The organism is Pseudoduganella lurida (genome assembly GCF_007830455.1).
In the GTDB taxonomy this organism is placed as follows: Bacteria; Pseudomonadota; Gammaproteobacteria; order Burkholderiales; family Burkholderiaceae_D; genus Rugamonas; species Rugamonas lurida.
Window position 1 is genome coordinate 32,998 of sequence record NZ_VLLB01000004.1, and the last position, 12,804, is coordinate 45,801.

Below are 12,804 nucleotides of genomic sequence, written 5' to 3' on the forward strand. Positions count from 1 at the left end.
GCTCATCACGGCGTTCGACCGTTCGTCATGTCGGCCGTGCCAGCCAATGGCAGCCCTGTCACGATGCGTTTCAAGGAGGGTCCCTGACCATGAAAACGACATTGAAAGTGAAGCGCACGCTGATCGCCATCACCACGTCCCTGCTCGCCCTGGCCGCATCCGGTGCACAGGCTGCCAGCGCCTTCCGGGCCGAAGTCACCGGCACCGGCAGTCCCGTCATCCTGATTCCCGGCCTGGCCTCGTCCGGCGCCGTGTGGGACGGCACGGTGAAACACCTGTGCGGACCGCGCCAGTGCCACGTGCTGACCTTGGCCGGTTTCGCGGGCCAGCCCGCCATCGACGGCAAGCTGCTGCCGCAGGTGGAACAGCAGCTGGCGGACTACATTGCGGCAAACAGGCTGGGCAAGCCAGTCATCATCGGCCACAGCCTGGGCGGCTTCATCGCGCTGCAGTTCGCGGCCGATCATCCGGACCAGGTAGGCCGGCTGGTGATCGTGGACTCGCTGCCCGCGCTGGGCGCCACGCAGAACCCGCTTGCGAAGGGCGAGCAGCTGGAGAAGATCGCAGCCGCGGTCCGCGACCGGATGCTGGCCCAGGACGATGCCGCCCACGCCGCCGGCATGCGCTACACCGCCGCGACGATGGTGACCGCGCCGGCCGATGTGGACCGCATCGTCGGCTGGGGCCAGCGTTCCGACCGCAAGGCCGTTGCCAATGCGATGTACGAACTGATGTCGCAGGACCTGCGCGGCGACGTCGCCCGCATCAAGGCGCCAACGCTGGTGCTCGGTGCCTGGGCGGCGTACCGGGACTACGCACCGCGCGCCGCGATCGAACAGGCGTATGCCGCGCAGTATGCGCAGCTGGCCGGCGTGAAGATCGAGATGGCCGACACGGCGCGCCACTTCATCATGTTCGATGCGCCGGCGTGGATGTATGATCGCATCGATGCTTTCCTCGACTGATACAACGGCGCACGGCGCTGCGCCGGTGCCGCCAATGCGCCGCACGGGCTGGTACTGGATCCTGCAGGGGGCTGGCTGGAGTGCCGTCGCCCTGTTCAACCTGTCGCTGTCGATGGGGACCGGCGGCTGGCGCGCGGCCGTGGTCAGCGTGTGGGGTGCGCTGGCCGGCCTGCTGGTGTCCGATCTCTGGCATCGGCTGCTGAAGCGGCATCCGGCATTTCGCGGCGGCGCGCGCTGGCCGTATGTGGCGGCCGGCATCGTTGCGTGCGCGGCAGCGGAAACCGTGCTGGTGTACGCCGCCTTCCTCGTCTTCCAGCCGTTCGGCGCACCGCATGGCGTGGCCTGGCTGCCGTATGCGCTGATGTTCTGGATCGGCCAGTTCTTCGCCTGGACCGTGTGCTACCAGGCGGCGCTGTCGATGCGCCGCGCGCGCCATGCCGAAGCGACGGCACTGCGCCTCGAACTGCACGCGAAGGATGTCGAGCTGCGCGCCCTGCAGGCGCAGGTCAATCCGCACTTCTTCTTCAATAGCCTGAACAGCGTGCGCGCGCTGATCTACGAAGACCCGGAAGCGGCCGCGCAGATGATCGACCAGCTGGCCGCGCTGATGCGCTACGCGCTGCAGTCGGGCCATGCGGACACGGTGCCGCTGTCGGCCGAACTGGAAGCCGTGCAGGCCTACCTGGCGATCGAGAGGATCCGCTTCGAGGACAGGCTGCGCGTGCAGGTGGACGTCGAAGGCGGGCTGGAACGCGTGCCGGTGCCGCCGATGGCGCTGCAGACGCTGGTGGAGAATGCCGTGAAATATGGCGTGGAGCAGAGCGCCACCGGCAGCGACATCCGCATCCGCGCGTGCCGCGACGGGAACGCGATCCGGGTGGAGGTCGCCAACATCGGTGCCATCCGGCGCTACCCGAACGCCACGCAGGTCGGCCTGGCCAATGCCCGCAAGCGCCTGGCGCTGGCACTGGGCGGGCAGTCCAGCCTGGAACTGGGCGAGAGCGATGGCTGGGTGCGTGCCACCCTGCTGCTGCCGGCCATGGCATGACGGTGCTGCCATGACGTCCCTGCGGGTCCTGATCGTCGACGACGAACGCCTGGCGCGCGCCGAGCTGCGGCGCCTGCTGGCGGCCCACCCCCAGGTCGAGATCGTGGGCGAAGCGGCCAATGCGGAAGAAGCGCTGGGGCAGATCGGCGCCCTTCAGCCCGACCTGCTGCTGCTCGACGTGCAGATGCCCGGCGCCAGCGGCTTCGACCTGCTGCAGGCACTCGACACGACGCCGGAAGTCATCTTCACCACCGCGTTCGACCAGTACGCGCTGCAGGCTTTCGAAGTCAATGCGCTGGACTACCTGCAGAAGCCGATCGCGGCCACGCGGCTGGCGCAGGCGCTGCAGCGTGCGGCGCAGCGGCTGGGCATCACGCCGGTTGGCGCGGCAGCGCCCGCGCCGCAGAAACTGTTCATCCGCGACGGCGACCGCTGCTGGTTCGTCGCGCTCGACAGGATCCGGCTGCTGGAATCGGAGGGCAATTACACGCGCGTGTATTTCGACGATGTGCGGCCATTGACGCTCCGTTCGCTCACGCAGCTCGAGGCGCGGCTCGATGGCAGCCGCTTCCTGCGCGCCAGCCGGCGCCACATCGTCAACCTGGACTTCGTGCGGGCGATGACGCCGAACGATGCGGGCGGGCTGGCGCTGCAGCTGCCGGACGGGGTGACGGTGGAGGTGTCGCGGCGGCGCGCAGCACTGGTGCGGGCAATGGGACTCTAGCGGCGCATCGGGAACAACCGGTGCCAGGCAAGGCCAGGGCGAACGGGCTGCAACGTGGTCGGCGCGTCGGCAGGAAACCTGTGTCCGACACCGCGAGGGTGCCAGATACCAGGCACTGCCCCTGGCCGGAACAGGGCACCGGGATGGGGCCGGGCATAAAAAAACCCGCTCTCGCGAGAGCGGGTTGTTCGCCTGAAGCGGATTACTCCACTTCCACCGTTTCCGGCGGCGGCAGCGGGGCCGCGTCGGGCTCCGGGAAGTCCAGCTTGATCTGGTCCTTTTCGTCCAGGTCCACCGTCACGCGGCCACCGGTGACGAGGCGGCCGAACAGCAGCTCGTCGGCCAGCGCCTTGCGGATCATGTCCTGGATCAGGCGCGCCATCGGCCGAGCGCCCATCAGCGGATCGAAGCCCTTCTTCGCCAGGAACTTGCGCAGGTTCTCCGTGAAGACGGCTTCCACCTTCTTCTCGTGCAGCTGCTCTTCCAGCTGCATCAGGAACTTGTCCACCACGCGCAGGATGATCTCCTCGTCCAGTGCGCGGAAGCTGATGATCGCGTCGATCCGGTTGCGGAACTCCGGCGTGAACATGCGCTTCAGGTCGGCCATCTCGTCGCCGGTTTCCTTGGTGTTCGTGAAACCGATCGGCGCACGCTGCAGCGCTTCCGCACCCGCGTTGGTCGTCATGATGATGATCACGTTGCGGAAGTCCGCCTTGCGGCCGTTGTTGTCCGTCAGCGTGCCATGGTCCATCACCTGCAGCAGGATGTTGAAGATGTCCGGATGGGCCTTCTCGATCTCGTCCAGCAGCAGCACGGCATGGGGCTTCTTCGTGATCGCTTCCGTCAGCAAACCACCCTGGTCGAAACCGACGTAGCCCGGTGGCGCACCGATCAGGCGCGACACGGCGTGACGCTCCATGTACTCGGACATGTCGAAGCGGATCAGCTCGATGCCGAGGATGAACGACAGCTGCTTCGCCACTTCCGTCTTGCCGACGCCGGTGGGACCGGAGAACAGGAACGAGCCGATCGGCTTGTCCTGCTTGCCCAGGCCGGCACGCGACATCTTGATGGCCGAGGCCAGCGCCTCGATGGCCGGATCCTGTCCGAACACCGTGTTGCGCAGGTCGCGGTCGATCGTCTGCAGCTTGCTGCGGTCGTCCTGGTTGACGGTCTGCGGCGGGATGCGCGCGATCTTCGAGATGATCTCTTCGATCTCCGTCTTGCCGATGGTCTTCTTCTGCTTCGACTTCGGCAGGATGCGCTGCGCGGCACCGGCTTCGTCGATCACGTCGATGGCCTTGTCCGGCAGGTGGCGGTCGTTGATGAAGCGGGCCGCCAGCTCGGCTGCCGTCGACAGCGCCGACGAAGAATACTTCACGCCATGGTGCTCCTCGAAGCGCGACTTCAGGCCGCGCAGGATCTGCACCGTCTGCTCGACGGTCGGCTCGTTCACGTCCACTTTCTGGAAGCGGCGGGACAGCGCATGGTCCTTCTCGAACACGCCGCGGAATTCCGTGAACGTGGTCGCGCCGATGCACTTGAGCTGGCCATTGGCCAGTGCCGGCTTCAGCAGGTTCGAGGCATCCAGCGTGCCGCCCGATGCGGAACCGGCACCGATGATCGTGTGGATCTCGTCGATGAACAGCACGCCGTTCGGGTTTTCCTTCAATTGCTTGAGCACGGCCTTCAGGCGCTGCTCGAAATCGCCGCGGTACTTGGTACCGGCCAGCAGCGCGCCCATGTCCAGCGAATACACGACGGCATTCTGCAGGATCTCGGGCACGTCGCCCTGCGTGATGCGGTAGGCCAGGCCTTCGGCGATGGCGGTCTTGCCCACGCCGGCCTCGCCCACCAGCAGCGGGTTGTTCTTGCGGCGGCGGCACAGGATCTGGATCACGCGATCCACTTCGTCCTCGCGGCCGATCAGCGGATCGATCTTGCCTTCCGCGGCCGACTTGTTCAGGTTCTGGGTGAACTGGTCCAGCGGGCTTTCCTTCGCCTGGCCTTCGGCCTGGGCGCCCTCTTCCACGCCTTCCGACGCCTTCGCGGCTTCGCCCGACTGGTCCTTGCGGACACCGTGCGAAATGAAGTTCACCACGTCCAGGCGCGTGACGCCCTGCTGGTGCAGATAGTAAACAGCGTGCGAATCCTTTTCACCGAAGATGGCGACCAGCACGTTCGCGCCGGTGACTTCCTTCTTGCCGTTCGATGCGGACTGCACGTGCATGATGGCGCGCTGGATCACCCGCTGGAAACCCAGCGTGGGCTGCGTGTCCACTTCGCCGGTGCCGGGCACCGTCGGCGTGTTGTCGCCGATGAAGTTGGTCAGGGTCTTGCGCAGATCCTCGATATTGACCGCGCAGGCCCGCAGCACTTCGGCTGCCGAAGGATTGTCCAGCAGTGCCAGCAACAGATGCTCAACCGTGATGAATTCATGCCGTGCCTGCCGAGCTTCGACAAACGCCATGTGCAAACTTACTTCCAATTCCTGCGCGATCATACTTCCTCCATCACGCACTGCAGGGGATGCCCTGCCTTGCGCGCATGCGTTAAAACGAACTCCACCTTGGTTGATGCGATATCTTTCGAGAACACACCGCAAACGCCTTTTCCGTAGCGGTGCACACTCAGCATAATTTGCGTTGCCGTTTCGCGATCCTTGTTGAAATACTCCTGAATGACTGCCACCACGAATTCCATCGGGGTGTAATCGTCGTTCAACAAGGCCACCTGGTACATCGGTGGCGGCTTCAGCGTCTGTCGCTCCAGGACGGTATCGGTGTCATGCTTGGTTGCCATACGCTTATATTCTAATGCTTTCGTGATCCATGCAACGCCCGTTTAGCTGGGCGTTTCCATTTGTCCTCAATCTTACGCGCTTTCCCAACTGGCCGCAGATGGCGCTTCGTGGCGGAAAATCAAGAGTCATGGTGATTTCCTGTGTTGCAAAAAACTTACTAGCGTGGTTACAAAGCTCTTGACATAGAAAATTGTTGCGCCAACAATGACATATCGACTCGTGCAGAAATGTTCATGTTGATAAGAAGTGAGTTGTCGAGGAGGGGGCAGGAAGCTTCTTGCTTTTATGGCTCGTGTGATTCGTTAAAATTTGAAAGTTCTTTTTATTATGGCAACTGGTACCGTTAAGTGGTTCAATGACTCCAAAGGTTTCGGCTTCATCACTCCTGATGATGGCGGCGAGGATTTGTTCGCACACTTCTCCGCGATCAACATGAACGGCTTCAAGACCCTGAAAGAAGGTCAAAAAGTCCAGTTCGAAGTCACGCAGGGCCCGAAAGGCAAGCAAGCTTCCAACATCCAGTCGAGCTGATCGCTCCCTGACGATGTAAAGAGCCCCGCCCCGCGGGGTTTTTTTTCGTCCGCCGGTTTCCGCCGGCAGCGGCGGGAGCGCCGCCGCCACCGGAAGTCACATATTCTCGATGACCACTTCCCCGAAACGCGAGCAGGACACCTGCCGCGCGTCTTCCATCAGCCGGGCGAAATCATAGGTGACGCACTTCGCGGCGATCGCCTTTTCCATGGCCGCGATGATGAGGCCGGCCGCTTCCGTCCAGCCCATATGCCGCAGCATCATTTCGGCCGACAGGATCAGTGAACCGGGATTGACCACGTCCTTGCCGGCATACTTCGGCGCGGTGCCATGCGTCGCTTCGAACATCGCTACCGAATCGGACATATTGGCGCCCGGCGCGATGCCGATGCCGCCCACCTGGGCCGCCAGCGCATCGGACACGTAGTCGCCGTTCAGGTTCAGCGTGGCGATCACGCTGTACTCGGCCGGGCGGAGCAGGATCTGCTGCAGGAAGGCATCGGCGATCGAATCCTTGACGAGGATGTCGCGGCCCGTCTTCGGATTCTTCACCCGGCACCATGGGCCGCCATCGATCAGCTCGCCACCGAATTCCTGCTGCGCCACGTCGTAGGCCCAGTCGCGGAAGCCGCCTTCCGTGAACTTCATGATATTGCCCTTGTGGACGATGGTCACGGACGGCTTGTCGTTGTCGATCGCATACTGGATGGCCTTGCGCACCAGGCGTGTGGTGCCTTCGCGCGAGACGGGCTTGATGCCGATGGCGGAGGTGTCCGGGAAGCGGATCTTCGTCGAGCCCAGTTCGTCCTGCAGGAAGCGGATCAGCTTCTGCGCATTGGCCGAGCCGGCTTCGAATTCGATGCCTGCATAGATGTCCTCCGAGTTCTCGCGGAAGATCACCATGTCGGTCTTGTGCGGCTCCTTCAGCGGCGACGGCACGCCGGCAAACCAGCGCACCGGACGCAGGCAGACATACAGGTCCAGCTGCTGGCGCAGCGCCACGTTCAGCGAACGGATCCCGCCACTCACGGGGGTCGTCAGCGGCCCCTTGATGGACACCACGTAGTCGCGCACGGCCTGCAGCGTTTCTTCCGGCAGCCAGACATCGTGGCCATACAGCCGGGTGGCCTTCTCGCCCGCGAAGATTTCCATCCAGCTGATCTTGCGCCGCCCGCCATAGGCTTTCGCCACGGCGGCATCGACCACCTTCAGCATTACCGGACCGACATCGATCCCGATGCCGTCACCTTCGATATAGGGAATGATGGGCTGCTCCGGGACATTCAGGGAAAAGTCCGCGTTGACGGTGATTTTCTGGCCCTCGGCAGGCGCCTTGATATGTTGGTACATCGGTTCTCCGGAATGCGGCACGGGCGGTTCGCGCCGTACCTGTAACGAGGCTGAAACATGCCATTGTGGCACGGATTACTGCGCGGCCTTGGCCGGCGGCGGCGCGCACCAGTACAATCCGCGCATGCTGATCCTCCTGAACAAGCCCTTCGGCGTATTGTGCCAGTTTTCGCCCCAGCCCGACCGCGCCAGCCTGGGCGACTTCGTGCCCGTTCCGAATGTCTATCCGGCTGGCCGGCTGGACGCCGACAGCGAAGGCCTGCTGCTGCTGACGGACGACGGCAAGCTGCAGCACGCCATTGCACATCCCGACCGCAAGGAAGCCAAGACCTACCTCGTGCAGGTGGATGGCGTACCCGATGCCGCCGCGCTGGCGCGCCTGCAGGCGCCGCTCGACCTGGGCGACTTCATCACGAAGCCGTGCCGTGCCGTGCGCATCGCCGAACCCGGCTGGCTGTGGCAGCGCGACCCGCCGATCCGGACACGCCAGGACAAGCCGACATCGTGGCTGGCCATCACGCTGCAGGAAGGGAAGAACCGCCAGGTGCGGCGCATGACGGCGGCGGTCGGCCTGCCGACATTGCGGCTGGTGCGCAGTGCCATCGGCGCCGTGTCGCTGGCCACCCACCCCCTGCTGCCGGGCGAGTGGCGCGAGATCGATGCGGCCGAACTGAAAACCGTCGCTTAAGAATCGCTTATGGGCAATTTTGCGGCGCCCCGGCGCGGCTATGATAGTGCCAGAGGGAACGGCTTATCCGGTCCCCGCTCAGCCAAGGATACGATCATGTCGAAATTCATCGCAGCACTGGTAGCCACCGTCTTTGCCACTTCCGCCTTCGCCGCCGTGCCGGCAGCCCACCCGAACCACCCGAAAGGCGTGGCCCTGCACAAGAGCGCCGTGCACAAGAAAGCCACGAAGCACAAGCAGCACCACGTGGCCAAGGCGCACGCAGCGCAGCATCACGGCTGATCCCGCCGGGGCAGGCCAGCCCTGTCCCGGCCCTCCTGCAGCACAAAGCGAAAAACCCGCGATGGCAAGCCATGCGGGTTTTTGCTTTGCACCTGTCTGGCGGCAGTTGCCGCCGCACACGAACTTAGGCGGACAGTGCCTTCAGGGCAGCTGCCAGGCGGCTCTTGTGGCGAGCGGCCTTGTTCTTGTGGATGATTTTCTTGTCAGCGATCGAGTCGATGGTCGACACGGAGGACTGGAAGATCTGCGTTGCAGCAGCCTTGTCGCCAGCCAGGATGGCCTTGCGGACGGCCTTGATTGCGGTACGCAGGGTCGAACGCTGTGCCGAATTGTGTGCGTTTTGCTTGACTGCTTGACGAGCGCGTTTGCGCGCCTGTGCGGTATTTGCCATGGAATTTCCTAAATCGTTGTCAAAGTTCGTTTGCAAACAACAGCGTTTGCCAAACCGGTGCGTTTCAGTCTGACCCAGCAGGCCAACGCAGAGCTGGCTTACTTCGATGTCTGCGTCACTGAATTCTGTACAGCCTTAAATTATAGCGAGCTTTTGGTCACGGGGCAATTCAAAAGATCGGAAACTTGCCCGTTACACGAGACATTTTAACAAGACCGTAAGACTTGCATCGAGGCAGCACCGCTATAATCCCGCTCCATGAACCTGCTCAGAACCCTTGCCGCCGTCTCCAGCATGACCATGCTGTCGCGCGTGACCGGCCTGCTGCGCGAAAGCCTGTTTGCCCGGGCTTTCGGTGCCGGCGCCTATACCGATGCCTTCAACGTGGCCTTCCGCATCCCCAACCTGCTGCGCCGCCTGTTTGCCGAGGGCGCGTTCTCGCAGGCCTTCGTGCCGATCCTGGCCGAATACCGCAACGTGCAGGGTGCCGAGGCCAGCAAGACGCTGGCCGATCACGTGGCCAATTGCTTGGTCTGGGCCACGCTGCTGGTGAGTGCGCTGGGCATCCTGGGCGCGCCGCTGTTCGTGCTGCTGATCGCCGGCGGCCTGAAGCAGGATCCCGGCGCCTTCGACGCGGCCGTCTGGATGACGCGGCTGATGTTCCCCTACATTACCTGCATGGCTTTCGTGGCGATGGCCGGCGGTATCCTGAACACCTGGCGCGAGTTCAAGATTCCCGCCTTCACGCCCGTGCTGCTGAACCTGTCGCTGATCGCCGGCTCGCTGTTCCTGGCGCCCTGGCTGGAACAGCCCGTCTACGCACAGGCGATCGCCGTGTTCGTGGGCGGACTGCTGCAGGTGGCCATCCAGGTCCCCGCGCTGATCAGGATCGGCATGCTGCCCCGGCTGTCACTCAATCCTGCTGCCGGCCTGGGCGACCCCGGCGTGCGCCGTGTGCTGAAGAAGATGGGGCCGGCCGTGTTCGCCGTCTCGGCGGCGCAGATCAGCCTGATGATCAATACGAGCATCGCCTCGCGACTGCAGGAAGGCAGCATCTCGTGGCTGACCTATGCGGACCGCCTGATGGAATTCCCCACTGCCCTGCTGGGCGTGGCGCTCGGCACGATCCTGCTGCCCAGCCTGTCGAAGGCCAATGTGGACGGCGACCCCGAGGAATATTCCGCGCTGCTGGACTGGGGCCTGCGGCTGACGTTCCTGCTGGCGATCCCGGCGGCGGTCGGCCTGGCGCTGCTGGCACTGCCGCTGATCGCCACGCTGTTCCATTACGGCCGCTTTACGGACGAAGCTGCCATCATGTCGGCCCGCCCGCTGATCGCCTATTCCGTCGGCCTGCTCGGCATCATCCTCGTCAAGACGCTGGCACCGGCGTTTTATGCCAAGCAGGATATCCGCACGCCCGTGAAGATCGCCCTGATGGTGCTGGTCGCCACCCAGCTGATGAACCTGCTGTTCGTGCCGTATATCCAGGTCGCCGGGCTGGCGCTGTCCATCGGCCTGGCCGCCTGCGTGAATGCCACCTTCCTGTTCATCAGCCTGCGCCGGCGCGACGTGTACCGCCCCCGGCCCGGCTGGGGCAAGTTCTTTGCGAAACTGGTGGTGGCGGTCGGCCTGATGGCCGTGGCGGCCTGGTTCGGAGCGCAATACTTCGACTGGCTGGGCATGCGCGCCCATCCCTTCCTGCGTGCCGGCGCCCTGTTCCTGATCATCGGCATTTGCGGCATCGTATACTTCGGCGCCTTGGCCGCACTGGGTTTCCGGCCGAGGGACTTCAAGCGCACGGGCAAATAAAGCGGTGCTCCCTACGCTGGGATCACTGCATCCCCCATAAAAAAACCCGCTGCCGAAGCAGCGGGTTTTTTATGCGCGAAACCGAATTACGCCTTCTTGGCTTTGCGACGGGCCAGGAAGCCCATGATGCCCAGGCCGCCCAGCAGCATGCCGTAGGTGGTTGGCTCTGGAACGGCCGAGATGCTGATGTTGCCGTCGTAGCCAGCCACGCCTTTGCCGGTCAGCGAACCTGCCAGGTTCAGGACGAACGGCGACGTTGCGGTCGTTTCGATGCCGATGAATTTCACGACCTTGCCCGAGGAATCCCAGGAACCGGACACGCCGTTCAGCGTAGTGCCAGCAACATCCCAGTTCAGGTACTGGCCGGTGATGCCGATGTACACGTCGTACAGGCCGCCGGCTGGCGCGCCGACGAACGTCAGCGTGTCCGAACCGCCACCGAGCACGTCGACGGTGTTTTCCGTCGAGAAGTGCGTCAGGCCAGCGGTATTCAGAACGATCGTCTGGTCAGCAGCAAAGGCGCTCATCGAAGCAACGGCGAGCAGGGAAGCGACGGCAAATTTCAGTTTCATAGCATTATCCTTGAGAGAGTGATATGGTCGCTGGTCAGTTCATTGTAGAGGTGCTGATACCAATCATATCATAATGACACTGAAAATTCCTGCACACAATAAATAAAAACCATCAAAAATGTGGTTTTAGTAATACTCGCATCCATGTTTTCTGCCATGCCAGTTCGTCGAACCGATCGAACTCCCAAAACGCCGACCCTATAAAAAAACCCGCTGCCAGGGCAGCGGGTTTTTTTTAAGCGGAAACTGAAATTACGCTTTTTTGGCTTTGCGACGGGCCAGGAAGCCCATGATGCCCAGGCCGCCCAGCAGCATGCCGTAGGTGGTTGGCTCTGGAACAGCCGAGACGTTCACGACGCCGGTGTAAGCAGCTTTGGCACCAGTCACGGCACCAGCCAGTTCCAGGATGAAAGGCGATTCATTCGTCGCTTCCACGCCCAGGAACTTGTACTTGCCCTGGGAAGCGTCCACGGCCAGGCCAGCCACGCCATTCAGCGTGGTTGCGCCGGCGTTGAAGGAGATGTTCTGGCCGGTCAGGTCGATGATGATGTTGTAAACGCCAGCGTTCAGGCCGGTGAACGTGATGGTGTCGGAACCACCGTCGAACAGCGTGCCCACGCCTTTGAACGTCACGGCATCGGTCAGGTCCACGGTGACCGACTGGTCAGCAGCGAATGAGCTCATCGACACGGCGGCGAGCAGGGAAGCAACGGCGAATTTCAGTTTCATAGCATTATCCTTGAGAGAGTAGTGTGTGGTCGCTGGTCAGTACATTGCTGAACTGCTAAGACGCAGGATAGCATATGCACACTAAAAATTCTTCGCCACAATTGTAAATATTCCACTAGAAGTGTTGTTTTTACAAGAAAGTTGTAGAAGAAACACTCTAATTTCCTGAATCACTATCGGTTTCTGCTCACGACTCATTATTCCGCCGTGGCGGAAACCGGTTGCTCGACCGGTCCAGCGGATTCAGATGCGTCGGGGTGCGCGGGATTCGCTGCAGGCTCGGGTTCCTGCGGCGTCTCGGGTGCGGGCGGCTCTGCCGGAGCCGCATTCTCCGCAGGCTTAGGAGGCACTGCTGGTGCAATGGGAGAGGGAACTAGTGTCGCGCCCCCCGGCCCTGCCGGGCTTGGCGTGGACTGGCCCGGCTTTACCAGCGCCGGCGGCCGCGGCTCCCTGCCATCGGGCGTGAAAACCCAGTCGGAGATCTTCTTCCGGTTGTCGAAGGACAGGAAGCGCTGCGGGAAGTTGCTGATCTTGATCGGCGGCGCGGCGGACAAGCTGTGAATGCCCAGCACGCCCTTGTTCTCGGCTATATAGATGACGCCCCACTCTGCCCTCCCGGTCATGGGATCGACGAAGATCTTGCGCAGGTGGCGCCGTGTGCCGGGGAAGCGCGGATCCTTCAGCAGGTCCTGCAGCGTGTTCGGCTGCTGCGGCTGGCCCGCGGGTGTCGCGGCCGCATAGCTCTTCAGGGCATTGCTGAACTGCTCGCCGATCTGCAGCAGGTCGCGTTCGGCCTGTGCCCGCTGCAGCGTGACACCCACGCGCAGCGTCGTGGCGGCGACCAGCGCTACGATCGCCACGAGGATGATCAGGCCGACATAAGTAAACCCGCCCGCGCCGACCACCGCGCAA

The 12,804-nt window shown here is 63.1% G+C and carries 14 protein-coding genes and 2 pseudogenes; 8 read left to right on the forward strand and 8 right to left on the reverse strand.

Features of this window, described 5'->3' with window-relative positions; genetic code table 11:
* Window positions 1–89 precede the first annotated feature (89 nt).
* The 3 genes and pseudogenes from IP91_RS12555 to IP91_RS26830 form a co-directional block, all read left to right on the forward strand.
* Window positions 90–965: an alpha/beta fold hydrolase gene (locus IP91_RS12555; RefSeq protein WP_145649365.1), complete on the forward strand. Its 876-nt coding sequence runs from the start codon at window positions 90–92 to the stop codon at window positions 963–965.
* Window positions 949–2,013: a sensor histidine kinase gene (locus IP91_RS12560; protein ID WP_229474351.1), complete on the forward strand. Its 1,065-nt coding sequence runs from the start codon at window positions 949–951 to the stop codon at window positions 2,011–2,013. Before IP91_RS12555 ends, IP91_RS12560 begins: the two co-directional genes overlap by 17 nt.
* 10 nt (window positions 2,014–2,023) lie before the next feature.
* Window positions 2,024–2,347, forward strand: a pseudogene (locus tag IP91_RS26830) (LytR/AlgR family response regulator transcription factor); the annotation flags it as partial.
* On the opposite strand, the pseudogene IP91_RS26835 reads toward IP91_RS26830, so the two are convergent.
* Window positions 2,345–2,509, reverse strand: a pseudogene (locus tag IP91_RS26835) (hypothetical protein); the annotation flags it as partial. The pseudogenes IP91_RS26830 and IP91_RS26835 overlap by 3 nt on opposite strands.
* On the opposite strand from IP91_RS26835, the gene IP91_RS26840 reads away from it, so the two are divergent.
* Window positions 2,429–2,737: a LytR/AlgR family response regulator transcription factor gene (locus IP91_RS26840; RefSeq protein ID WP_503826403.1), complete on the forward strand. Its 309-nt coding sequence runs from the start codon at window positions 2,429–2,431 to the stop codon at window positions 2,735–2,737. The pseudogene IP91_RS26835 and the gene IP91_RS26840 sit on opposite strands and share 81 nt — an antisense overlap.
* Window positions 2,738–2,939: 202 nt before the next feature.
* Here the strand turns inward: IP91_RS26840 and clpA are convergent, their stop codons facing one another.
* Both clpA and clpS read right to left on the reverse strand, forming a co-directional pair.
* Entirely contained in the window at window positions 2,940–5,240 is a 2,301-nt protein-coding gene (gene clpA / locus IP91_RS12570; protein ID WP_145649366.1) for an ATP-dependent Clp protease ATP-binding subunit ClpA, read from the reverse strand.
* Window positions 5,237–5,539 carry an ATP-dependent Clp protease adapter ClpS gene (gene clpS, locus IP91_RS12575; RefSeq protein WP_145649367.1) on the reverse strand — a complete coding sequence of 101 codons (303 nt, stop codon included), beginning with the start codon at window positions 5,537–5,539 and terminating at the stop codon, window positions 5,237–5,239. The genes clpA and clpS overlap by 4 nt, the downstream gene beginning before the upstream one ends.
* A gap of 328 nt (window positions 5,540–5,867) precedes the next feature.
* Here clpS and cspE point away from each other — a divergent pair, with 328 nt between their 5' ends.
* Window positions 5,868–6,071 carry a transcription antiterminator/RNA stability regulator CspE gene (gene cspE, locus IP91_RS12580; protein WP_055937397.1) on the forward strand — a complete coding sequence of 68 codons (204 nt, stop codon included), beginning with the start codon at window positions 5,868–5,870 and terminating at the stop codon, window positions 6,069–6,071.
* 96 nt (window positions 6,072–6,167) lie between these two features.
* Here the strand turns inward: cspE and icd are convergent, their stop codons facing one another.
* A complete protein-coding gene (icd, locus tag IP91_RS12585; RefSeq protein WP_145649368.1) occupies window positions 6,168–7,421 on the reverse strand; it encodes an NADP-dependent isocitrate dehydrogenase in 1,254 nt (417 codons plus the stop codon).
* Window positions 7,422–7,545: 124 nt separating this feature from the next.
* Between icd and IP91_RS12590 the strand changes: the two genes are divergently transcribed.
* Entirely contained in the window at window positions 7,546–8,109 is a 564-nt protein-coding gene (locus IP91_RS12590) for a pseudouridine synthase (RefSeq protein ID WP_145649369.1), read from the forward strand.
* Window positions 8,110–8,205: 96 nt separating this feature from the next.
* Window positions 8,206–8,391, forward strand: a complete 186-nt coding sequence (locus IP91_RS12595) for a hypothetical protein (RefSeq protein WP_145649370.1) — start codon at window positions 8,206–8,208, stop codon at window positions 8,389–8,391.
* Window positions 8,392–8,515: 124 nt separating this feature from the next.
* On the opposite strand, the gene rpsT is transcribed toward IP91_RS12595, so the two are convergent.
* Window positions 8,516–8,782 (reverse strand): 30S ribosomal protein S20, encoded by a 267-nt coding sequence (rpsT, locus tag IP91_RS12600; RefSeq protein WP_145649371.1) that lies wholly within the window; start codon window positions 8,780–8,782, stop codon window positions 8,516–8,518.
* Window positions 8,783–9,040: 258 nt separating this feature from the next.
* Here rpsT and murJ point away from each other — a divergent pair, with 258 nt between their 5' ends.
* Entirely contained in the window at window positions 9,041–10,591 is a 1,551-nt protein-coding gene (murJ, locus tag IP91_RS12605; RefSeq protein WP_145649372.1) for a murein biosynthesis integral membrane protein MurJ, read from the forward strand.
* An 86-nt stretch (window positions 10,592–10,677) separates the two neighbouring features.
* Here murJ and IP91_RS12610 read toward each other — a convergent pair whose 3' ends face one another.
* From IP91_RS12610 to IP91_RS12620, 3 genes are all read right to left on the reverse strand, one after another.
* Entirely contained in the window at window positions 10,678–11,163 is a 486-nt protein-coding gene (locus tag IP91_RS12610; protein ID WP_145649373.1) for an FxDxF family PEP-CTERM protein, read from the reverse strand.
* A 252-nt stretch (window positions 11,164–11,415) separates the two neighbouring features.
* Entirely contained in the window at window positions 11,416–11,892 is a 477-nt protein-coding gene (locus IP91_RS12615; protein ID WP_145649374.1) for an FxDxF family PEP-CTERM protein, read from the reverse strand.
* A gap of 197 nt (window positions 11,893–12,089) precedes the next feature.
* Window positions 12,090–12,797 (reverse strand): type II secretion system protein, encoded by a 708-nt coding sequence (locus tag IP91_RS12620; protein WP_199754587.1) that lies wholly within the window; start codon window positions 12,795–12,797, stop codon window positions 12,090–12,092.
* Window positions 12,798–12,804 lie beyond the last annotated feature (7 nt).